This is a genomic window from Pseudomonas citri, from assembly GCF_025336485.1.
Classification (GTDB): Bacteria; Pseudomonadota; Gammaproteobacteria; order Pseudomonadales; family Pseudomonadaceae; genus Aquipseudomonas; species Aquipseudomonas citri.
The window spans coordinates 141,325-163,242 of record NZ_JAODAB010000010.1; the positions used below are offsets into that span (position 1 = coordinate 141,325).

Here is a 21,918-nt window from a genome sequence, read left to right on the forward strand (position 1 = left end):
ATCATCCGCGCGATAAATCCATACAAAAGGTGTCCATGGTGGCTCGATCGCGCATTTTCCCAGTCTCTCTGTCGTTGCTGGGTGTCTTGGTTGTACCTGATCTACAAGCAGAAACGGAATCTGCCTTAACTCTACCGGCAACCGTTGTAGATGGTGAATACAACGAGCAGAGCTATGCGGCGACCGAGAGCCGGACGGCGATGAAGATCGATGCGCCGTTGCGGGACATCCCGCAGACCGTGAACGTGGTTCCCCAGAGCGTGATCAAGGACCAGGGGGCACAGTCGATGGAGGCGGTGCTCAAGAACGTTCCCGGCATCGGTCTCTCCAATGGTGACGGCCAGCGCGACCAGGTCACCATTCGCGGCTTCAGTGCCATCGGCGACATGTACGTCGACGGTATCCGTGACGATGCGCTGTACTTCCGCGACTTGTCCAACGTCGAGCGCGTGGAAGTGATCAAGGGCCCGGCCGCGGTGCTCTATGGTCGTGGCTCTTCGGGCGGCCTGATCAACAGCATCAGCAAGAAGCCCAATTTCGCTCCCGAGCAGGAAGTCGGTGTCAGCTTCGACAGCGAGGGCAAGCGGCGCACGCAGTTCGACGCCGGTTGGGCCGATGAGCAGCAAAAGGATAAGGCCTTCCGGGTGACTGGCGCCCTGGAGGACAGCGATACGTTCCGCGAGGACGGCTACATCGATCGCAAGGCGATTGCGCCTTCGGCCTACTTCAAGCTCTCCGATGACCTGGAGCTGAACCTCGGCGCGACCTACCTGTATGACAAGCGTCTGATCGACTTCGGCATTCCGGCGCGCGGCGATCGTCCGGTCAACGTTGACCGCGACAAACGCTTCGGGTCCGCCGATCCGGATGACGATTACACCCGCAGCGAGGTGTTCTCGTTCACCGCCGGTGTCGATTACCGGATCAACGATGACTTCAGCCTGAGCAACACCAGCCGCTACTACCACTACGACCTGGATCGCAACAACACCCTGGCGGATTCCAGCGCGACCCGCTTCGTCACCGCCCCGAATGGCGAACTGCTGATCAAGCTCAACCGCGGCAACGTGCAGCGCACCGAGGATGGCTGGTTCAACCAGACCGAGTTGAAGCAACAGGCCACACTCGCCGGGATGAACCACAGCCTGCTTTATGGCGTGGAGCTGGGACGCCAGGTCAAGGACCAATCGGTGTTCAGCCAGAGCAATGTCGCCCAGGTCCCGGTATATCGCGATGGTTTGGTCGACGTGCCGTTCCAGGCCAACCGACAGACCGCCAAGGGCACCAATACCCAGGACACCGCCGGTTTCTACGTGCAGGACCTTATCGAGTTGGCCCCGAAGTGGAAGGCGCTGGTGGGCGTGCGTTATGACGTGTTCGATCAGGAATATGCCGATGACCTGACCAACAATGAGCTGTCGCGCACCGACATGACCTGGAGCCCGCGCGTCGGCCTGGTCTACCAGCCGGACCAGATTCAGTCCTACTACGTTTCGGTGAGCCGTTCCTACCAGCCGTCTGCCGAGATGTTCGCCCTCAGCACGACGAACCAGGATCTGGAGCCCGAAGAAACCACCAACTTCGAGATCGGCGGCAAGTGGGACCTGCTCGATAACCGCCTGGCGTTGACCGCGGCGCTGTTCCGCCTGGAACGCACCAACATGAAAACCACCGACCCGGCCAACCCGAGCCAACTGGTGTTGTCAGGTGAGCAACGCACCGACGGCCTCGAGCTGACTGCCAGCGGACAGTTGAGCGACAAGTGGCAAGTCTATGCCGGCTACGCCTACCTGGATGCCGAGATCGTCAAGTCCAACAGCCGTACCAACGGCGTGGCCAACGAAGGCCAGACGCCGACCTTGACCCCGCGCCACAGCGCCAACCTGTGGCTGGTGCGCTCGCTGGACAACAACTGGCGCGTGGGCATGGGCGCAAACTATGTCGACGACCGCTACACCGCTTTGGACAACCGCGTGGTCATGCCGGCCTACACCACCGTGGACACGGCCTTGCTCTATAACCAGTCGAAGTGGGACATGGCGCTGCGCCTGCGTAACGTCTTCGACAAGGACTACTACGCCTCGGCCCATGGCTCGGTGGACCTGATCACGCCGGGTGCGCCACGGACGCTGGAGTTGAGCACCAACTATCGGTTCTGAATCGGAACCTGAGATTGGCGCCCGGTCGTGTGAAGCGGCCGGGCGCTTTTGTTTGTCGGCCTAGGCCATCTGGCTCATCAATTGACTCAGCGACCAGGCCGGTTCGTTCAGGTTCTGCTTGGCCCGGTGCACCAGGCCGATGTCGCGATGGAACGTGTGCGCCCCCAGATCGATGGCCCTGACCCCGGGAGGCCACTGGCGATAGCTGGCTGTCTGCGGAACCAGGGCTACCCCCACGGCATGGGCCACCAGGTTGACCAGTGCGTCGAGCTCGTCGAGTTCGCTTTTTTCCGTGGGGGAGAAATGCATCTGGCGAAGGAAGCGGTCGACTTGCCGACCGCCGAACGAGGAGCGGTCGTAGCGAATGAAGGGTTGCGTCGCCAGCAGCTCTGCCCAGTCATTGCCTTCAATCTGTTCTGGAACCAGCAAGCGATAGGGCTCACGCACCAGTGTGGTCCAGCGCAGGTCGCTTTGTAGGGAAAAGGGCGGGCGGATGATGGCCGCCATGTCGATCTCGCCAGAGTCGACCATGTTGACCAGCTCCATCGACAACCCCGGTATGACGCGCGTACGGCAATGGGGAAATTGCTGGTGAAAGACCGCCAGCACCTCGGGTAGCCATGCGCGTTGCACCGAAGCAATGGCACCGATGTTGACCAGCACGGTCGGCGGTAGATCGGGAGAGCGAGAGCCCAGATCTGCATAAAGGCGCAGGAGTTCCTGGGCTTGCAGGAGCACCTGCTGTCCACGGCGATTCAAAGTGGCCGTGCGCCCCGTCCGGTCGAACAGTTCAAACCCCAGTTCAGTCTCCAACCGATGCATTTGCGCGCTGACGGCCGCCTGGGTGAGGCCTATGCGGGCTCCGGCAGCGGCGAAAGTGCCCTCGCGGGCTACGGTGACGAGCGTCTTGAGCTCACGAATCATTCACAAATTTCCTTTGGACTCATCTCAAAATCATATTGTTTTTTTTATTCCGTCACGAACCATAGGATGACTTCAGCCAATAAAACAACATGATCCTGGAGATCCCCTGATGAGTCTTTCTCCTTTCCACCTGGCAATCCCTGTCTACGACCTGGCCGCCGCCCGCCGATTCTATGGTGAGGTGTTCGGCCTGGCGGAGGGGCGCTCCAGCACCCAATGGGTCGACTTCGACTTCTACGGTCACCAACTGGTGATTCATGAGCATCCGAAAACCGATTCCCAGGAAAACGTGCATAGCAACCCCGTCGACGGCCACGACGTGCCCGTCCCGCATTTCGGCGTTATCCTGGCGTGGCAGCAGTGGGAAGCCCTTGCCGAACGCCTGAAAACTTTCGGCGTCCAGTTTGTGATCGAACCCTACATCCGTTTCAAAGGCCAGGTAGGCGAGCAGGCCACCATGTTCCTGTTCGATCCTTGCGGCAATGCACTGGAGTTCAAGGCGTTCAAGGACATGAGTCAGCTGTTCGCCAAATAAGTGAAATGGCACAGCGCTGGTTGTGCCATTTCATTTTCAATGAGCTGGAAGCTCATGAATCGGCCTGGCAGGTGACGGGCAAATATCGAGCAAATGGCCGGTCTTGAGATAAATCATCGCGCCTTGGGCTCCGGCGAGGATTTCAAGGGCGTCGCCTTCGGGCTGGCGCATCCAGCTGCCTTGCTCGTAGGGCTGGTCCGCCACGTTCAGTTGACCGTGAAGCACCAACAGCTCTGCGCTGGTACGGTGGCTGGAGAACAGTGGTTCTCCAGGTGCCAGGCGTTGCAGGCAGACCTGTTCGTTGTCATTGGAGAACAGAGGGCAGGTTGCCCGGCCATCTTGCTGCCGCCAGGCGGACGGGGCGCGTGTATCGATACGCACTCGGTCTTTTTCTTCGAGCTTCATCTGCCAGAGCTTGACGAAGATCGTCGCGCCTTCATGACTGAACGGTTGTCCGTCAGTTGCGGCCCGCCATCACGCCGCCGTCCACGTCCCAGATTGCGCCCGTGACCCAACCGGCCTTGTCGGACAGCAGGAAGGCGACCACTTCGGCCACGTCTTGAGGGGTGCCGACGCGTCCGATGGGGTGAAAGTCATTGAAACCTTGCAGCGCGCCGTGTACTTCCGCCTTGGGAATGAAACCTTCATAAATAGGTGTCTGTACGACAGCAGGCGAAACGGCGTTGACGCGGATGTGTTTCGAGGCCAGTTCCATCGCCAGGTGCTGAGTCAACGAGTGCAGGCCGGCCTTGGCCATGGAGTACGCCGAAGATGGCGTGGCGGCGATGGCCTGCTTACCCCACATTGAACCGATGTTGACGATGGCGCCCGGGCGGTCGTTGGCAACCATGTTGGCCGCGACGGTCTGGGTGATGAAGAAGAACGCTTTGTTCAGCTTCATGTATTGGTCGTAGTCCGCGCCTTGGTGTTCCAGGAACGGTTTGGGGAAGAATACGCCAGCGGCGTTGACCAGCAGGTCGATGTCCGAATGCTGTTCGTCGAGGGTCCTGATCAGCTCGGCCAGGCCTTCTTCACGGGTCAGGTCAGCAGTCAGTGAGGTGACCGGGCCCAGGGCGGACAGTTCTTTGCGAGCCTCTTCGGTCTTCTCTGGACGGTTGCCAACGATCACAGCGCTGCCGCCTCCGGCGAGTACCATCCGGGCCGACTCCAGCCCCATTCCACTCGTGCCGCCGACGACCAACAGCTTCTTGCCTTTGAATTGATTGCTCATGGTGGGACCTCTCGGATCTTGATCAGCAGATAAACTTTTTCATTCAAGTCCGTATTGCCATACGTACTTGCTACACAGTCATTTGTCTGTGATGGAGCCTATTTTTGGAACTTCCCCTCCGCGCCACAAACGATATAAAGTGTCTTTAATGCAAAGAAAAAGTTTATCGATATGAAGATGCCTGTTCACCTCAATGCTCTGCGCGCCTTCGAGGCCAGCGCCCGTCACCAGAGCTTTTCCGCGGCAGCGGCTGAGCTCAACGTCACACCCGCCGCTGTCGGGCAACTTGTCCGCGCCTTGGAGGACTGGCTGGGAACACCACTTTTTCATCGGGCGTCCAGCGGTCGTGTTCGACTGCTGGCGACAGAGGCGGCCGAGCATGCGCTGCCGGATATCCGGGCCGGTTTCGACAGGCTTTCGCTGGGCCTGGAGCGGTTAAAGGAGGGGGCGACCGGTGGTGCTTTAACGGTGACGGTCAGCCCGGCGTTTGCCGCCAAATGGCTGCTGCCACGTATCGAAAGTTTCCACGCCGCCTGGCCGGACATGGACGTCAGGCTGGACACCAACCTCAGGGCCGTAGACTTCGTTGCCCAGCGCATCGACATCGGCGTGCGTTACGGGCCAGGCACCTGGCCGGGGCTGGTGGCGGAAAAACTGATGGATGAGGAAGTGTACCCGGTGTGCTCTCCCCATCTGCTGCGTGATGCTTCGCGCTTGCAAACGCCGAATGACCTGGCTGGAGAAACGCTTATCCATGATTTGTCGATGGACAGCCACACGGGCTTTCCCTCCTGGGAAGCCTGGTTGGAGAAAGCTGGCATCGCCGACGTCAGCACCACACGCGGGATGAAAATCAACAACTCCGCCGCAGTGTTGCAGGCGGCAATCGATGGGCATGGCGTCGCGCTGGCTCGTAGCGTCATGGTGCGTGACGACCTGGCTGCCGGTCGATTGGTGCGTTTGTTCACGCACATCAGGTTTGAGTCGGCGCTGGCCTATTACGTGGTATATCGCCCAGGTTGTGCCAGCCTGCCCAGGCTGAAAGCCTTTCGCGACTGGTTGTTTGACGTAGCCGCCTGCTAAGTGAGCGTACCGTTATCCTCGGGAAACATTTTCTTTTACGGTAAGAAACTTTATCTCGTTTGTAGAAGCAGATCCTCCTTCACAAAATCGGCCTCTGATGCTCAGCAACGGTGCAGGGGCGGGAAGGCTGGGAGGAAATTGAGCATGACAAGAAGCACCTACAAAGCGATGCAGGTCACCCGGCCGGGTGCGTTGGAACTGGTAGAGCGCGACACGCCAACGCCCGGGGATGGTGAGGTGCTGATTGAAATACAGGCCTGTGGCATCTGCGGGGCGGATGCCGGAGCTATTGAAGGACTGGAGGCGGGGTTGCAGTTTCCACGCACGCCGGGTCACGAAGTGGTCGGGCGGATCGTGGCGCTGGGTGCCGGTGTTCTAGGGCACTGGCGGGTCGGCCAGCGCGTTGGGGTAGGGCGCCTGGGAGGGCATTGCAATGCGTGTGAGCAGTGCCGTCGCGGACATTTCAACCTGTGCAGCGACCAACCGGTGATGGGCAGCTCCCAGGATGGCGGTTATGCGCAAATGATGATCGCCCGCGCCACCGGGCTGGTGGCGATTCCGGACGAGCTGAGCGCGGTGCAGGCGGCTCCACTGTTGTGCGCCGGCATCGCTACCTTCAATGCGTTGCGCAAGTCTGGCGCACAGGCGGGCGACCTGGTCGCGATCCAGGGCATCGGTGGTCTTGGGCACCTGGCCGTCCAGTACGCCTGGAGAATGGGTTTCAAGGTCGTCGCTGTCGGGCGCGGGGCCGATATTGCCAAGGACGTACTGGCGCTGGGGGCCTACCACTACATCGATACGCATGTGGAAGATCCGGTTGCCCGGCTCAAGGAAATGGGCGGGGCCCAGGTCATCCTGACCACCATCACCGACAGCGCCGCCGCATCCTCGCTCATGCCGGCCCTGGCGCCACAGGGGCGCTTGCTGATCGTCGGTGTGGGACGGCAACCGCTCTCGATCATGCCGGGGGCCTTGGTCGGGGGAGAGCGTAGCGTCCAGGGCGCCATCACCGGTACGCCCTTCGAGTCCGAGAGAACTCTGGATTTCAGCGTCATGACTGACGTTCGTGCGTTGATCGAGACCCGGCCCATGGAAGAAGCCTGGGACGCTTATCAGAAGGTCAAATCGGGCCAGGTGAAGTTTCGCATGGTGCTGACCATGAATGATTGAGCGATGTTGTGTCATTCAGAAGGACAATCAGCAAGTGTATGCCTGGCGCGAGGAGGGGGTAATGCTGCCCAGGACCTGCCCGACCACGCACAGGACACTGAAAAAACGCTCATCCCACACTGGTCCGCTTGGACTCATAAATAGGAGTTTTACGTCCGATGGCCTGCCTTGATCGTTACAGTCTGCCTCTTTCGACCTCTTGCGAAACCGCGGCCGAGCGTTACCGGACGGGGGTGGACCTGCTGCTCTCGCTTTGGCCGGGTGTGGCAGAAACCCTGGAAGAGGCGATCGCGGCCGATCCTGAGTTTGCCCTGGCCCACGCCGCCCGAGCCCGGTTTCATGCGGTGCGGGCCGAGGTCAGCCAGGCCAAGGCCAGAATCGCCAAGGCGGTCGAACTGGTACACGCCAACGGCACCGAGCGTGAGCGCAGCCACGTCCAGACGCTGGCGCTCGCGATCAATGGCCAGCCGGCCAAGGCACTTGCCAGCGCATTGCAGCATGCCGACCGCTGGCCCCTGGATATCGTCATCCTGTCCTTGCCGCTGGGTGCGTTCGGCCTGTTCGCTTTTTCCGGCATGGCCGACCACGACCAAGCGCGGGTCGACCTGTGTGAGCGGCATGCCCGGCACTTTCCCGAGGATGATTGGTGGTTCCTCAACTATCGGGGCTGGGCCCATGGCGAGAATGGCGACGTCGCGCTCGGCCGTGCGCTGACCCAACGCTCGCTGGAGCTGCGTCGCAACAATGTCAACGCCGTGCATGCCGTGGCCCATGTGCTGCACGAGTCCGGCGCCAACGACGAAGCGGCGGTGATCATTCGCGACTGGCTACCGGGTTATGACCGCAGCGGCACCCTGCATGGCCACATTGCCTGGCACGGCGCCCTGGCGGCACTTGAGCGTGGCGACACCGAAACGGCGCTGGGCATCTACGCCGAGCACGTGGCACCTTCTGTGTCGGGCGGGGTGCCAATCAACGTGGTCAGCGACAGTGCCTCGTTCCTCTGGCGGATGCAGGCGTATGGGCATGAGGTGCCAGCCGGCCTGTGGGACGAAGCGGCGCGCTATGCGTCCAACTATTTCCAGCAACCAGGCTTCCCCTTTGCCGATTTCCACATGGCCTTGCTGGCCGCTGCCACCGGCAATCAACTCGCCTTGGAGCAACGGGCCGATGCACTGACTGTACTGGTGCGCGATGGCCATTTGCGGGCGGGGCCCGTGGTTCCGGCGCTCTGTCATGCAGTCCAGGCTTTTGCCGATGGTCATTACGCCGACTGCGCTCGGATTCTCGAGCCGGTGGCCCACGAAGTCGTGCGCCTCGGCGGCAGTGGCGCCCAGCGCGAAATCGTGCAGGACACGTTGCTGGTTTCCCTGATGCGCGCGGGCGAGGCGGACAAGGCGAGGGCGCTGCTGGACCGGCGCCTGCACCGTCGACCATCGCCACGCGATAGCCAATGGCTGGAGGGCCTGGCCGCGAGCTGATTCGCCGCGCAGTGTACAAAGGGATGCTCCTGTGGGAGCGAGCAAGCTCGCGTCCATAGGGGGACCTTTCCAAACACGGGCAGCGTTACGCCAAAACCGGAACGTACAGCTCGGACTTGACGTTACTCATCGACACCAGCGTCTTGAATCGCTTGACGTTGTTGCTTTCAAAAAAGAGTTCACGGGTCAATTGCGTGTACTGCTCCATATTCTTCACCAGCATGATCAGCAAGAAATCGCACTCACCCGCGACGTAGTAACACTGCTGCACTTGAGGGCAGGCGAGGAAGGCGCGTTTCATCTCATCCAGCAGGTCAAGACGTTCGTTTTCAACCTCCACCTCGGTAATGACGGTCAAGGTGTAACCCAGGGCGACCGGGTCGACACGTGCGACCGTTCCCAGGATCACCCCTTCGCTGTTCATTTTCTTCAGGCGTCTGTTCACTGCGGCGGCGGAGAGGTTTACCCGTTCGCCGAGATTCTGTTGGGAGGTGGTGGCATCACGCTGAACAGCATCCAGCAAGGCGTAGTCGAAAGCGTCGAGATCCATGAAAACGTGCTCGTTAAGGCAACGGCGATGAAAACGCAATAGAAGTTCATCCATGACCTGAATATCAAGCTTTTCTTGCATTGCAAGTGAATAGAATTTCTCCGCAACGACATACCGCCACAGGAGAATCTGATGACTGATCTGCAACTCAACGGCTCCCTCATGCTTCAGCAGATACAGGCCCTCGGTCAGTTGGGGGCCGATGCCGAACACGGTGGGCGGACGCGGATCGCGTTGACCGACGCGGAAAAAGCTGGCCGTGATCTGCTGGTTGGCTGGATGCGCGAGCTCGGTCTGGATATCCAGATCGACCGGATCGGCAATATCTTCGGCACGCTTCGCGCTGCCAGCGACCAGGGTGACCAACAGCCCCTGATGATGGGCTCCCACATCGATACCGTGACCAATGCCGGCGCCCTGGACGGCTGCTACGGTGTGCTCGCCGGCTTGGCGGTTATCCGTGCTTTTCGTGATGTCGGCGAGTCACCGCAGCGTTCGATTACCGTCGGGGCCTTCACCAACGAGGAGGGCGTACGCTACCAGCCCGACATGATGGGTTCGCTGGTGTACGCCGGGGGACTGTCCGTTGCCCGGGCCCTCGACACCCTTGGAACCGACGGCACGCGTCTGGGTGATGAGCTCGAACGCATCGGCTACGCCGGCACCCAGGAGCCCGGATTCATGGTCCCCCATGAATACCTTGAGCTGCATATCGAGCAGGGGCCGATCCTTGAAGCCGAGGGCGCGTTGATTGGTGTCGTCGAAAACCTCCAGGGCATTTCCTGGCAGCAGGTTGAAGTGCAGGGCAACGCCAACCACGCCGGCACCACGCCCACCCATCTGCGTCATGATGCTGGCCTGGTTGCCAGTGCCATCGGGGTTGAGCTGCGTCGCATCGCGCTCGAGTCTGGAACGACGCTGGCCACCGTCGGCTGCATGAAGTTTGAGCCGAATGTCATCAACGTGATCCCGCGCAAAGCGACCTTCACCGTGGATCTGCGCGATCCCGACGAAACCAGACTGGCCGATGCGGAGTGCCGGCTTTCCGAGTACCTGGACAAGATCGCCGAAGAGAAGGGCGTCAGCATCGCGACTGAACGGCTGGTGCGTTTTGAACCGGTTGTGTTCAACGCGGGGTTGGCTGACGAGATCGAAGCCAGCGCAAAAGGCTTCGGCTTCAGCCACCGCCGGATGACCTCGGGTGCCGGGCACGATGCGCAGATGATCGCCCGCATCGCCCCGGCGGCGATGATCTTCGTTCCCAGCCGCGACGGCATCAGCCACAACCCACGCGAACATACCGACGACGATCAACTGATCAAGGGCGCACAGGTTCTGCTCGATGTTGTCACTCGGCGTCTCGGCGCTGCATAGCTCCCTCACCGTGACAGTTGCCGCCCGTACATTAATACCCCGCTCGATGGAATTCTTTATGTTGATCACCAACCCCAAAGCTACCCGCCAGCCGTACCCCGAAACGCTACGAAGGATCATGAGCGTCGACAAAGCCAACGAGAGCCGGCAATGGCTTTCCCGTTGGTCACGCTTGAACGCCGCGGCGACGCCCCTTTATGAGCTGCCCGATCTGGCCGCCCAACTCGGCGTGGCGCAGATTCTGCTCAAGGATGAGTCGAAGCGTTCGATCCTGGGCAGTTTCAAGGCGCTGGGTGCTCCCATTGCCCTGGTTCGCCTGATCCTGCGGACCTTCCCTGAGCAGGGTTTCTTGCCTCGCGATTTGCTGGAAGGCAAGCACGCTGGGGCGTTGGCGGACTTCACCGTGATCAGCGCCACCGATGGCAACCACGGTCGGGCCCTGGCTGCGGCGGCACAGAGCGTGGGTTGCCAATGCAACATCGTCTTGCACGCCAACGTCAGCGTTGAACGTGAGGTGGCGATCGCCGCCTATGGTGCGAAGATCGTGCGCATCACCGGCAATTACGACGAATCGGTCGAGGAGGCAGCGGCACTTGCTGCGGCCAATGACTGGATTGTCGTGTCCGACACCTCGTACGACGGCTACGAAGTCATTCCGCGGGATGTGATGCAAGGCTACGGCACCATCGCCGCTGAAAGCGTCGAAGCGCTAACGGCCGGCGAGGCGGGCAGTGCGCCGTTCACCCATGTGTTTTTGCAAGGCGGTGTCGGTGGCCTGGCCGCCGGGATCACGAGTTATCTATGGGAATACTACGGTGAGCAGCGGCCCATGTTCGTGATGGTCGAGCCGAAGCAGGCTGACTGCCTGTATCAAAGCGCAATCCTTGGCCGGGCGGCGAAAGCCACCGGCTCGGTCGACTCAGTCATGGCGGGTCTGGCCTGCGGTGAAACCTCACCGTTGGCCTGGCGTTTTCTTGAGGGCTGCGTCGACTTCTTCATGACCATCGAGGATGAGGCCGCCGTGATTGCCATGGGGCGCTTGGCGAAAGGAAGCACGCGCGACATTCCGCTGGTCGCAGGGGAGTCGGGCGTGGCCGGGCTTGCCGGGCTGATGCAGTTGTGCGCAACAAAAAGCGCCTTGGCGGACCTCGGCATCAATGCCGATTCCCGCATTCTGCTGATCAACACCGAAGGTGCCACGGCGCCTGCCGTGTATGCCGAACTGCTGGGTGAAACCGAGGCCTCGATCCTGCAGCGACAGCAAGCCTGGCTAAGCGCGTCCTGATGTTCATTTTGGCTGTGGTACTCATCAGAATGCCAAAAATTGCTTTTTCGACACCGTAAACCATTATTGAAGGAGCATGGGCGGCCATGGAAGGCCGGCGCCTTGCGCAAGCGATGGCGCTGGATCGGCCATCCTACGAACAGCGTTATGCCCTGATTGAAACTCAACCGGTACCCACAAGAACAATAGTCTCGGGAGAAGCTTCATGTTCAAGTCAGCCCTTCGATTCAGTCGCTGCATGTCCGTGGCGGCCACTGTGGCCGCGATCTCGTTTACCACGTCCGCCATGGCCCTGGACACCGTCAAGTTCATGGCCCCGGGGTCCGTAGGGGGCGGGTATGACCAGACCGCGCGGGTATTGGGCAAGGCCCTGGTCGAGGCCAACGCGGCCAAATCAGTCACGTTCGAGAACAAGGGCGGGGCGGGCGGGACGCTGGGGCTGGCACAATTCGCCAACAGCACCAAGGGCGATCCCAATGCGCTGCTCGTCGTCGGCGCGATCATGGTCACGGCCGAGGAACAGAACAAGCCGCAGATCACCATGAAGGATGTGACACCTATCGCCCGGTTGTTCACCGAATACAACGTGTTGGCGGTGCGCAAGGAGTCGCCTTACAAAAACCTGGATGACCTGCTGAAGGACTTCAAGGCCAACCCTTCCAGCGTCACGTTTGGCGGCGGCTCCAAGGGCTCGATCGACCACATCGGCATTGCCGAGCTGGCAGGCAAGATGGATGTACCGATCAACAAGGTCAATTACGTGGCCTTTGCCGGCGGCGGTGAAGTGGTGGCCCAGGCGTTGGGTGGCCAGATCAAAGTGATCACCGGTGGCTACGGCGAATTGGGTCAGTACATCAAGAACGGTCAGTTCCGCGTATTGGCCATCGGCGCGCCTGAACGCGTCCCCGGGATCGATGCGCCGACCCTCAAGGAAAGCGGTTTCGATGTGACCATCGGCAACTGGCGCGGAGTCTACGGCGCCGGCAATCTGACGGCCGAGCAACGCAAGCAAGTGACCGACGCGGTGCTGGCCGCCACCGAAAGCAAAGTCTGGCAAGACAATCTCAAGACCAACCTCTGGTCGCCAAGCGTCCTGACGGGCGATGAGTTTGGCAAGTTCGTCGATGAGGAGCATGCGCGCCTGCGCGCGATGCTGGTGAAGGTCGGGTTGCTTTGAGATGGCCCGGCCCGGCGGAGTCAAGCCAGCAGAGCTGGCGATCGGCGCAGGCCTGGTCGCCATCAGCCTGATCCTGGCCATCGGCGCGCTGCGTTTCCCTCCCGAGATGGGCTTCGTTGTCCTCGGGGCTCATGTCTATCCCTGTGCCGTCGCGCTGTTTCTTGGCGGGGTGGGGGTGTTGCTGAGCTACCAGGCGGTCACGGGTGGCTTTCGCGATGAAAAGAACGGTGAGGAGCGCGTCCTGCGCGGTGGGGTAGCGGGGGCCATGTGGGTCACCGCCGGCCTGATATTGATCGCCATGCTGATCAACGTCCTCGGTTTCGTCCTGGCGGCCGGGCTGCTGTTTGCCTGTTCGGCTCGGGGTTTTGGCAGTCGTCATCCGCTTCGCGACATCGCGATCGGCATGGCCCTCACGTTACCGATCTATTGGCTGTTCAACGCCGGGTTGGGTGTTTCCCTGCCGGCCCTGATCAATGCCTGGATCTGACTCGGGCTGAAGGAGAAGTGCAGTGGACGTTCTCTTGAGCTTGGCCTCGGGTTTTGCCTTGGCGCTGGATCCGATCAATTTGATGTGGGGTTTTATTGGCTGTCTGCTGGGCACCGCCATCGGCGTCTTACCGGGGATCGGCCCGGCGTTGACGGTGGCCCTGTTGCTGCCGCTCACCGCCAAGGTCGAGCCAACCGGTGCGCTGATCATGTTCGCCGGGATCTACTACGGCTCTCAATTCGGCGGCTCCACCACTTCCATCCTGCTCAATACCCCCGGCGAATCGTCATCCATGGTCACCGCCCTGGAAGGCAACCTGATGGCGCGCAACGGTCGGGCAGGGCCGGCGCTGGCCACGGCAGCGATTGGGTCATTCGTGGCCGGTACCATCGCCACCGTGCTGCTGACGCTGTTCGCCCCCCTCGTTGCCACGCTGGCACTGAAGTTCGGACCCGCGGAGTACTTCGCGATTCTGGTGTTGTCCTTCACCACTGTTTCCGCGGTGCTGGGCGCCTCCATGCTGCGCGGCTTCGCTTCTCTGGGAATCGGCCTGGCCATCGGCTTGATCGGCCTGGACTCGACCTCGGGCATCGCACGCTACACCTTCGGCGTGCCGGAAATGGTCGATGGTATTGAAGTCGTACTGGTGGCGGTCGGGCTGTTTGCAGTCGGGGAGGCCCTGTACAGCCTGCTGTATGAAAGAGTCGAGACAACCGGACGACATAGGATGACGTCGTTATGGATGACGCGCGCGGACTGGAAACGCTCGGTGCCGGCCTGGATCCGCGGCACGATGATCGGTTTTCCCTTCGGCTCGATTCCTGCCGGCGGTGCGGAGATTCCAACCTTCCTGTCTTATTCGGCGGAGCGAAAGTTGAGCAAGCACCCGGAGGAATTTGCCGCGAGCAAAGGCAAGGGCGCGATCGAGGGCGTGGCGGGGCCTGAGGCCGCCAACAACGCAAGCGCAACCGGTTCCCTGGTGCCGCTGCTGACCCTGGGCATCCCAACCTCCGCCACGGCGGCGATCCTGTTGGCCGCTTTCCAGAACTACAACCTGCAACCCGGGCCGCTGCTGTTCCAGACCTCGGGCGAGCTGGTCTGGACGTTGGTCGCGTCGTTGTACATCGGCAACCTGATATTGCTGGTCCTCAACCTCCCGCTGGTGGGGTTGTGGGTCAAACTGCTGCAGATTCCCCGGCCATACCTCAATGCTGGCATCCTGGTGTTCGCCACCATCGGCGTATACGGCATGCGCCATTCCTCCTTCGACCTGATCCTGATGTTGGTGATCGGCTGGGGCGGGGCGCTGATGCGGCGCTTCGACTTTCCCGTCGCCCCGATTATCGTCGGCATGTTGCTCGGGCCGATGGCGGAAAAACAACTGCGCAATGCGTTGTCCATCAGCCAGGGCGACTGGACGGTATTCCTGACCCAACCTATCTCGGCCTTTTTCCTGGCGATGACATTGTTGGTGCTGCTGGTGCCGCACTTGCTGCATGTGCGGGGGATTCGTTTGCAGGAGGATGATTGACCATTCGTGCCTTGGCCACCGGGCATCGCCTTGAAATGGGATGGTACTTTTGTACCAGGAAATTCGGGGATATCTGCGGCAACGTGGACATGAAGTATGCCCGGTTGGTTACTATTTTTTTGCCTTTCCGAGCGCTAAACTCGACCGGAACCATTCGCAGACGTAGCTGTATCTGCCCAGTTCGCTGCGGAGAAGGAAAACCGGAGTATGCAAACCCCATCGTTTACGCAACGTCCTGCGTCGCGTTCTTCATCTCTCCTGAAGTTTTTGGTGGTCGTAGCCATTTCGCTGAACTTGTTGGGTCTCTGCGCACAAGCCGATGACGGCAAGACAACGCTTCGTTATTTTCCCTCGGGTCCCATCTATGAGTATCGTTGGCAACTCCTCGAGTTGGCGCTTGCGCATACGCGGGCTAGCGACGGCCCTGTCCGTCTGGTGCCGTATACGGAAGAGGTCAGTCAGAATCGTGGCATGGAGTTGCTGCAAGCAGGGCAGATCAATGTAATCGCCCTGGGGACCAACGCCGAGCGCGAGTCCCACATGCTGCCGATCAAGATCGATATCCTGCGGGGGCTTGTCGGCTTTCGCCTGCTGGTGATTCGCGCTGCCGACCAGGCTCGCATCGCACAGATGGATGAGCAGGCGCTACGCAAACAATTGACCTTCGGCCTCAACAGTCAGTGGGCCGATGTGCCAATCATGCAGGCCGGTGGGTTTACGGTGGTCACCGCGACCAACTATGAAAATCTTTTTGGCATGCTTGCCGGAGAACGCTTCGATGCCTTCCCGCGCGGATTGAATGAAGCGGCTCGTGAACTCGAAGAGCGCAAGGATAGCTATCCTCAACTGGTCGTTGAGAAAAGCAAGGCGCTGTTCTTTCCTTACCCCGTGTACTTCTGGGTCAACAAGAACGACACGGCACTGGCGCAACGCATTGAACGTGGGCTCAATCTTTCCTTGGCGGATGGATCCTTCCGCAAGCTCTTTGAGACTTACCACGCAAACGAGATCGCGGCGCTTGCCAAGGAGCATCGACAGGTCATTCGTCTTCCCAACCCTGTCCTGCCTGAAAAAACACCAGAGCCGGATACCCACTGGTGGTGGAAATAAGATGCCAATGACTGGGTGGGAGTAACCAGGATGTTTTCCTCTCAGACGCTTTTCAGGCGACTGCTCTACACCATGTTCCCGTGGTATCTGCTGATTGCGGTCAGCATGACGGGGGTGCAGTTGAGCATCCAGTATTTCAGTGTCAGCCAGGATATCAGTGATGACCTGGCCTCCCTGGGCAGGACCATCGGCCCCAGCGTCACCAACGCCGTGTGGGAGCTGGATAAAACGCAACTCATGAACATCGTCACCGCCGTTCGCCAGAACGCCATTGTCACCGGTGTCCAGGTGGCGTCTGCCGACGGAGATATTCTGGCGGTCTCCGGCAATGTTCCAGGCGTGATGAAAGAAGGGGAGAGTCTCTTTCCCGCTAGCTTCCGCCAGGCAGAACTACCGCTCACGTCTCCTTCGCAGAAAGGCGAGCATAACGTGATCGGCGTCCTCAAAATGTATTCGGATCGAGGCGTGCTATGGGACCGTACCAAATACGCCAGCCTGTTCATCCTGCTCAATTCGATAGTCATTACTTCTGCGCTGTGGTTGATCATTCTCTGGGCCATTCGTTATCGACTGTCCAACGCCGTTACGCGAGTCTCCCTGGCCGTGGCGAACTGGCGTTTCGGGCCGGATAATGCCCCCGTGGAGAAAGTCGAATACCCCTACAGCGACGAGCTGGGCGAACTGGTCAATGCCTTTAACGAGAGCCGCAGTCGTCTCTTCGATTCGTTGCAGGCGCTCAACCAGTTGAATCACAACCTTGAAGACCTCGTTGCCGAGCGGACCGAAGAGCTGGTTCTTGCCAAGGAAGAAGCGGAGCGACTGACCCAGGTCAAGAGTGATTTCCTGGCGAACATGAGCCACGAGATCCGTACCCCCATGAATGCCATTCTCGGCATGCTCTATCTTGTCTTGAAAAAGGACTTGCCGCCGGCCCTGCGTATCCAACTGGGCAAGGTGCAAACCGCTGCTCACTCACTCTTGGGTGTGATCAACGACATTCTCGATTTTTCCAAAGTCGAGTCGGGCAAGTTGAAGCTCGAACAGATCGAGTTCGGCCTGGATTCGGTGCTAGAGCAACTGACGGATGCCATTGCGTTCCAGGCCGAAGAGAAAGGTATCGAGTTTCTTATTCGCCATGACCCCACCATTCCCGCGCGGTTGATAGGCGATCCATTGCGTCTGGGGCAGATCCTTCTCAACTTGTGCGGGAACGCCGTTAAGTTCACGGATAAAGGCGAGGTGGAGTTGGCTTTCCGCAGCCTGAGCATTCGTGACGACACGTTGCACATGCAGATCAGCGTGCGTGACACGGGCATTGGCATGAGCCCCGAGACGCAAGCGCATCTCTTCGAAAAGTTTACCCAAGGCGACTCATCCACGACCCGCCGATTTGGTGGAACCGGTCTCGGACTGGCCATCAGCAAGAGCCTGACGGAGCTGATGGGAGGACGCATCTGGATTGAAGATTCGCAACCTGGCAAAGGCAGCACGATCAGTTTCACCGTGCAGTTGCCCAGCGCACGCCAGGCGCAGGTCCGCCAACGAGAACTGGTCGACCAGACAGGACCGTTGCTCAAGGGCATCCGCGTCTTGCTCGTGGATGACAATGCCGTGTCTCGCGAGATTCTGGCCGAGATGCTGCGCTTCTTCCAACTGGATGTCGTCACGGTTGCCAATGGCCCGGCGGCCCTTGTCGAGCTGCAAAACGCCAGCGCCGCGCCCTACGACCTGGTCCTGATGGACTGGCGCATGCCCGGCATGAATGGCGATGAAACCACCCAGCGCATCCGCCGCGATCTGCGTTTACCTCATCCTCCCAAGGTAATCATGATCACTGCCTACGGCCGCGAAGACGTCTTGCGCCTGGCCGAGCAGGCCGGTGTGGAAGGTTTCCTGATCAAACCGGTTTCACCTTCTGTGCTGCTCGATGCCATTCTTTCCGTCCTCGGACGGGGCCGTATTCTCGGAGTGGATGCGCCAAGTAGACCCGCGGTGCTCAATGCTGCGAACAGCGGACAAATGGCGGGGGCGTACATCCTGCTGGTCGAAGATAACGATATCAATCGCGAGTTCGCCACCGAATTGCTGCGCAGCGAAGGCATGGAAGTGGAGGAGGCCGTGAATGGGCAGGATGCCCTCGACAAGGTTCAAGGCAATGATTATGACGCGGTCTTGATGGACATCCAGATGCCCGTGATGGACGGGCTGGAGTCCACCCGCCGCATTCGGGCGCTGGCTGATCATGGGGGAGGAGAGCGCTTTGGCGCACTTCCGATCATCGCCATGACCGCGTTGGCAATGACCCAGGATATCCAGGCCAGCCATGCCGCGGGAATGAACGATCACATCACCAAGCCGATTGCGCCGGATCGGCTGATGACGGTTCTGTCAAAGTGGGTACAGTTACCCAGCCGGCGCAGCGCCGAGCGGCCTTCGGAGCCGGATGTCGAGACATCGCCGGTGCAGGGCCTGCCTGCCGATCTGCAGCCAATGACCCACATCAACGCACGAGACGGGCTACGTCGTATCGGCGGAAAAGCCGATGCCTATCGAAAACAGCTCAGGCGATTCCGCCAGCACTATGCTGATGCGGTAGGAAAACTGCGGGACTTTGTGACCAGCGGCGACCAGCACGGCGCGGAGAGTTTCTGTCATTCACTCAGGGGCGTCACCGGCAATATCGGCGCCCAGGGCCTGTATGACATCGTCACGATCATCGACGACCAGCTCAAGCACGACATCACCCCAGATGCTTGCATCCTGGATGAAGCCGAGAGCCTCCTGCAGCAGGTGCTGCGGGAGATCGACGGAATCGCCAAGGATGAAGGCCTCCCTCAGTCGGATGTCGCCGAACCTTTTTCGTCGCCGTTGCTGCACACGTTACTGAGCCAGCTTGCGCAAGCCCTGGAATCGGATCTTGGTGCAGCCGAACCGATACTCGCACGACTGCTCATGGGAACTCGCGGAACCCGGATAGAGCAGGAAGTATCCGCGATTGCCGCCTTGATCGATGATTTTGAGATTGACGCAGCACATTCCCGATTACAGCACCTGAATATGATCGATCCGGATACGTCACCATGACCGAACTTGCTCCCAACAACAAACGTGCGCGCATTCTGATCGTCGATGATGTTCACGAAAACCTGCATGCCTTGATGGGAATGCTGCGCGACGATTTCTCCCTGTGCGCCGCCACCAGCGGTGAAAAAGCGCTTGAACTGGCTAACCGTCAGCCACAGCCAGACCTGATCCTGCTGGACATCAAGATGCCCGGCATGGACGGCTACTCCGTTCTTTCAACACTCAAGCTTGATCCTTGCACCACGAATATTCCGGTGATTTTCGTGACAGCCCTGGCTGATGCCATGGATGAGGCGCGTGGCCTCGCAATGGGCGTCGCCGACTACATCACCAAGCCGTTCAGCCCTGATTTGCTCAAGGCCCGTATCCACAATCAGCTTGAGCTCAGGCGTCTTCGCCAGAACCCCATCCGTTTCGATATTGCCGCGAACACAGACCCGGCCAATCGCCCGACGCTCCTGGTTGTCGATGACATCCCGGAAAACATCCACGAACTGCTCGAAGCGCTCAAGGACGACTACCGCATCATGGTCGCACGCACCGGCGCGCAAGCACTGGATGCCGTTCAGGGCGGCACGCCGCCAGACCTCGTCTTGCTGGATATCGTGATGCCGCGCATGGACGGCTACGAAGTCTGCAAGCGCATCAAGGCCACTCCGGCCGGCAGTCGCATCCCGATCATTTTTGTCACCGTCATCAATGCCACGGCGGAGAAAGTCAAAGGCTTTGAGATCGGCGCCGCTGACTACATCACCAAACCCTTCGACATAGACGAGGTGCGGGCGCGTATTCGTACCCATCTGGAACTGACCAGACTGCATCGATTCCTGGAGGACCTGGTGGCGCAACGCAGCGCATTGCTGCAACTGACTGAAGACAAATATCGCATTCTTGCCCACCGTGACCCTTTGACTGGCTTGCCTAACCGCGTGCTCTTCGCCGAATTGCTGGATCACGCGATCCTGCATGCCGAACGCGATCAGTCGCAATTTTCCTTGCTCAACATAGACCTCGATAACTTCGCGACGATCAATGAAAGCCTGGGCCACAAGCTCGGTGACCAGTTGCTGACCCAAGTTGCGCAGCGGTTGCAAAGCTTGTTGCCCGAAAGCGATAGCATTGCGCGCATTGGCGGGGATGAATTCAACATTATCCTGGAGCACGTCGACGTTCCGGTGGACCTGATGTCCCAGCGCATCATCAATGCGTTGTCAGAACCCTTCATTTTGGGCAAGCAGAACGTCTACATCGGCGCCAGCATCGGAATTACGCTCTATCCCGAGGATGGAACGGACTCAGAAACCCTGCTCAGCAACGTTGACGCGGCACTCCATCGAGCCAAAGAGCAGGGCAGAGGAGGCCTGTGCTTTTTCTCACCAGAGATGACCGACCACGCCAAGCGACGCTTGAAACTCGAAGCCGAATTGCGCAATGCCCTTGAACAGGGAGAGCTGCGGGTCTACTACCAGCCTCAGGTTGATCTAGACACAGGAAATGTTGGCGGCCTCGAAGCACTGGTCCGCTGGCAACATCCCGAACGCGGGATGATCTCTCCGGCTGAATTCATTCCCCTTGCCGAGGAAAGCGGGCTGGTCATTCAACTCGGTGACTGGGTGTTGCGCGAGGTCTGCCAGCAAATCAAGACGTGGTCGGAAGCCGGTCTGGCGCCGCGTCAGACAGCGGTGAACATCTCCGCTGTCCAGCTAAGCGCAGGGAGCCTGGTAGAGTCCGTCAAAACCACCCTGGCGCAAACCGGCATCAACCCCGGCCAGCTTGAGCTGGAAATTACCGAAAGCTATGTGATGGTCGACCGGGATCAGTCATTCAAGTCCCTGACCGAACTCAAGGCCCTCGGCGTCCGCCTGTCCATCGATGATTTCGGCACGGGTTACTCGTCGCTGGGCTATCTGCAGCAGTTGAAAGTACACCGGCTCAAGATCGACCTCTCGTTCGTCCGCGATATGACAACCAACTCGGGCAATGCCTCCATCGTCAAGGCGATTATCGCGCTTGGGCACAGTCTCGGCCTTGAAGTAGTCGCGGAAGGCGTCGAAACCCCGGGCCAGGCGCGCTATCTACGATCCATGCACTGTGATCTGATCCAAGGCTATCTGATCAGTCATCCCATGCCTGTCGAAGACACTCAGCACTTTCTATCTTCCTATCAGTCAGCGCATGTTGCACTTGAGGATGAAACCTCATCCACCTTGTTGCTGCTGGACGATGACCCGGACATTCTGTTCTCGCTCAAGCGCCTGTTGCGACACGAGAACTACAACATCCTCACTGCGACGACTACGCTGGAAGCATTCACGCTTCTGGCGGAGCATCAGGTCGGCGTGATCATTGTTGACCAATGCATGCCTGGCATGAGCGGCACCGAGTTACTCGCCTGTATTCGAACCATGCATCCCAATACGGTTCGGATGGTCCTCTCGGGCTCTGCCGCCGTGGATAACGTGACCGAGGCAATCAATCGCGGCGAGATCTACCGCTTTCTGACCAAGCCCTGGCAAGAAGCAGAGTTGATCGAGACTGTGCGCGAGTCTTTTCGGCATTACCGAACATTGACTGAGGTGAAACGCTAGGACCTGGCATTGACCGTCGTAGCGGACAGAGGCTGCACAGCGAAAAAGCCTGCACAGGGCGTCAACTGAGCTGATCCATAGGTTCGCATAATGTATATTATGTTAAACCAGATGCTATGTCAGAAATGTTCATGAGCCTCGTAAGGCAC

The 21,918-nt window shown here is 59.7% G+C and carries 17 protein-coding genes; 13 read left to right on the plus strand and 4 right to left on the minus strand.

The features are described from left to right. Positions 1-35: 35 nt before the first annotated feature. Positions 36-2,159 carry a TonB-dependent receptor gene (locus N4Q37_RS13980; protein WP_260958588.1) on the plus strand — a complete coding sequence of 708 codons (2,124 nt, stop codon included), beginning with the start codon at positions 36-38 and terminating at the stop codon, positions 2,157-2,159. A 60-nt stretch (positions 2,160-2,219) separates the two neighbouring features. On the opposite strand, the gene N4Q37_RS13985 is transcribed toward N4Q37_RS13980, so the two are convergent. Further along, positions 2,220-3,083 carry a LysR family transcriptional regulator gene (locus tag N4Q37_RS13985; RefSeq protein ID WP_260958589.1) on the minus strand — a complete coding sequence of 288 codons (864 nt, stop codon included), beginning with the start codon at positions 3,081-3,083 and terminating at the stop codon, positions 2,220-2,222. 109 nt (positions 3,084-3,192) lie between these two features. Here N4Q37_RS13985 and N4Q37_RS13990 point away from each other — a divergent pair, with 109 nt between their 5' ends. After that, positions 3,193-3,618, plus strand: a complete 426-nt coding sequence (locus N4Q37_RS13990) for a VOC family protein (protein ID WP_260958590.1) — start codon at positions 3,193-3,195, stop codon at positions 3,616-3,618. Positions 3,619-3,654: 36 nt separating this feature from the next. On the opposite strand, the gene N4Q37_RS13995 is transcribed toward N4Q37_RS13990, so the two are convergent. Beyond that, positions 3,655-4,023, minus strand: coding sequence for a cupin domain-containing protein (locus N4Q37_RS13995; protein WP_260958591.1), 369 nt, complete (start codon positions 4,021-4,023; stop codon positions 3,655-3,657). Positions 4,024-4,075: 52 nt separating this feature from the next. Continuing rightward, positions 4,076-4,849 carry an SDR family NAD(P)-dependent oxidoreductase gene (locus N4Q37_RS14000; protein ID WP_260958592.1) on the minus strand — a complete coding sequence of 258 codons (774 nt, stop codon included), beginning with the start codon at positions 4,847-4,849 and terminating at the stop codon, positions 4,076-4,078. A gap of 171 nt (positions 4,850-5,020) precedes the next feature. Between N4Q37_RS14000 and gcvA the strand changes: the two genes are divergently transcribed. The 3 genes from gcvA to N4Q37_RS14015 all read left to right on the plus strand — a co-directional run bounded on the left by gcvA (position 5,021) and on the right by N4Q37_RS14015 (position 8,583). Continuing rightward, on the plus strand, positions 5,021-5,932 hold the full coding sequence (gene gcvA / locus N4Q37_RS14005; protein WP_260958593.1) for a transcriptional regulator GcvA: 912 nt from the start codon (positions 5,021-5,023) through the stop codon (positions 5,930-5,932). Between the two features lie 144 nt (positions 5,933-6,076). After that, a complete protein-coding gene (locus tag N4Q37_RS14010) occupies positions 6,077-7,102 on the plus strand; it encodes an alcohol dehydrogenase (protein WP_260958594.1) in 1,026 nt (341 codons plus the stop codon). Between the two features lie 158 nt (positions 7,103-7,260). Then, entirely contained in the window at positions 7,261-8,583 is a 1,323-nt protein-coding gene (locus N4Q37_RS14015; RefSeq protein ID WP_260958595.1) for a tetratricopeptide repeat protein, read from the plus strand. Between the two features lie 85 nt (positions 8,584-8,668). Here N4Q37_RS14015 and N4Q37_RS14020 read toward each other — a convergent pair whose 3' ends face one another. Continuing rightward, entirely contained in the window at positions 8,669-9,133 is a 465-nt protein-coding gene (locus N4Q37_RS14020) for an Lrp/AsnC family transcriptional regulator (protein ID WP_260958624.1), read from the minus strand. Positions 9,134-9,265: 132 nt separating this feature from the next. Between N4Q37_RS14020 and N4Q37_RS14025 the strand changes: the two genes are divergently transcribed. The 8 genes from N4Q37_RS14025 to N4Q37_RS14060 all read left to right on the plus strand — a co-directional run bounded on the left by N4Q37_RS14025 (position 9,266) and on the right by N4Q37_RS14060 (position 21,769). Next, positions 9,266-10,507: a Zn-dependent hydrolase gene (locus tag N4Q37_RS14025; protein ID WP_260958596.1), complete on the plus strand. Its 1,242-nt coding sequence runs from the start codon at positions 9,266-9,268 to the stop codon at positions 10,505-10,507. Positions 10,508-10,565: 58 nt separating this feature from the next. After that, entirely contained in the window at positions 10,566-11,792 is a 1,227-nt protein-coding gene (locus tag N4Q37_RS14030) for a diaminopropionate ammonia-lyase (protein ID WP_260958597.1), read from the plus strand. 205 nt (positions 11,793-11,997) lie between these two features. Beyond that, positions 11,998-12,969 carry a Bug family tripartite tricarboxylate transporter substrate binding protein gene (locus N4Q37_RS14035; protein WP_260958598.1) on the plus strand — a complete coding sequence of 324 codons (972 nt, stop codon included), beginning with the start codon at positions 11,998-12,000 and terminating at the stop codon, positions 12,967-12,969. Between the two features lies 1 nt (position 12,970). Next, the gene (locus N4Q37_RS14040; protein WP_260958599.1) at positions 12,971-13,456 is read left to right on the plus strand and encodes a tripartite tricarboxylate transporter TctB family protein; all 486 of its coding nucleotides are present in this window, start codon (positions 12,971-12,973) and stop codon (positions 13,454-13,456) included. Between the two features lie 22 nt (positions 13,457-13,478). Next, on the plus strand, positions 13,479-14,987 hold the full coding sequence (locus N4Q37_RS14045; protein WP_260958600.1) for a tripartite tricarboxylate transporter permease: 1,509 nt from the start codon (positions 13,479-13,481) through the stop codon (positions 14,985-14,987). 207 nt (positions 14,988-15,194) lie between these two features. Next, positions 15,195-16,097 carry a substrate-binding periplasmic protein gene (locus N4Q37_RS14050; RefSeq protein ID WP_260958601.1) on the plus strand — a complete coding sequence of 301 codons (903 nt, stop codon included), beginning with the start codon at positions 15,195-15,197 and terminating at the stop codon, positions 16,095-16,097. 30 nt (positions 16,098-16,127) lie between these two features. Beyond that, positions 16,128-19,181 (plus strand): response regulator, encoded by a 3,054-nt coding sequence (locus N4Q37_RS14055; protein WP_260958602.1) that lies wholly within the window; start codon positions 16,128-16,130, stop codon positions 19,179-19,181. Then, positions 19,178-21,769: an EAL domain-containing protein gene (locus N4Q37_RS14060; protein ID WP_260958603.1), complete on the plus strand. Its 2,592-nt coding sequence runs from the start codon at positions 19,178-19,180 to the stop codon at positions 21,767-21,769. The genes N4Q37_RS14055 and N4Q37_RS14060 overlap by 4 nt, the downstream gene beginning before the upstream one ends. Positions 21,770-21,918 lie beyond the last annotated feature (149 nt).

Bases quoted from the DNA above. Each gene is read 5' to 3' on its own strand.
- N4Q37_RS14030 (WP_260958597.1), top strand. From the start codon at position 10,566: ATGTTGATCACCAACCCCAAAGCTACCCGCCAGCCGTACCCCGAAACG.
- N4Q37_RS14055 (WP_260958602.1), top strand. From the start codon at position 16,128: ATGTTTTCCTCTCAGACGCTTTTCAGGCGACTGCTCTACACCATGTTC.
- N4Q37_RS14050 (WP_260958601.1), top strand. From the start codon at position 15,195: ATGCAAACCCCATCGTTTACGCAACGTCCTGCGTCGCGTTCTTCATCT.
- N4Q37_RS13980 (WP_260958588.1), top strand. From the start codon at position 36: ATGGTGGCTCGATCGCGCATTTTCCCAGTCTCTCTGTCGTTGCTGGGT.
- N4Q37_RS14010 (WP_260958594.1), top strand. From the start codon at position 6,077: ATGACAAGAAGCACCTACAAAGCGATGCAGGTCACCCGGCCGGGTGCG.
- gcvA (WP_260958593.1), top strand. From the start codon at position 5,021: ATGAAGATGCCTGTTCACCTCAATGCTCTGCGCGCCTTCGAGGCCAGC.
- N4Q37_RS14000 (WP_260958592.1), bottom strand. From the start codon at position 4,849: ATGAGCAATCAATTCAAAGGCAAGAAGCTGTTGGTCGTCGGCGGCACG.
- N4Q37_RS14060 (WP_260958603.1), top strand. From the start codon at position 19,178: ATGACCGAACTTGCTCCCAACAACAAACGTGCGCGCATTCTGATCGTC.
- N4Q37_RS14040 (WP_260958599.1), top strand. From the start codon at position 12,971: ATGGCCCGGCCCGGCGGAGTCAAGCCAGCAGAGCTGGCGATCGGCGCA.
- N4Q37_RS14015 (WP_260958595.1), top strand. From the start codon at position 7,261: ATGGCCTGCCTTGATCGTTACAGTCTGCCTCTTTCGACCTCTTGCGAA.
- N4Q37_RS14035 (WP_260958598.1), top strand. From the start codon at position 11,998: ATGTTCAAGTCAGCCCTTCGATTCAGTCGCTGCATGTCCGTGGCGGCC.
- N4Q37_RS14025 (WP_260958596.1), top strand. From the start codon at position 9,266: ATGACTGATCTGCAACTCAACGGCTCCCTCATGCTTCAGCAGATACAG.
- N4Q37_RS13990 (WP_260958590.1), top strand. From the start codon at position 3,193: ATGAGTCTTTCTCCTTTCCACCTGGCAATCCCTGTCTACGACCTGGCC.
- N4Q37_RS13995 (WP_260958591.1), bottom strand. From the start codon at position 4,023: ATGAAGCTCGAAGAAAAAGACCGAGTGCGTATCGATACACGCGCCCCG.
- N4Q37_RS13985 (WP_260958589.1), bottom strand. From the start codon at position 3,083: ATGATTCGTGAGCTCAAGACGCTCGTCACCGTAGCCCGCGAGGGCACT.
- N4Q37_RS14020 (WP_260958624.1), bottom strand. From the start codon at position 9,133: ATGGATCTCGACGCTTTCGACTACGCCTTGCTGGATGCTGTTCAGCGT.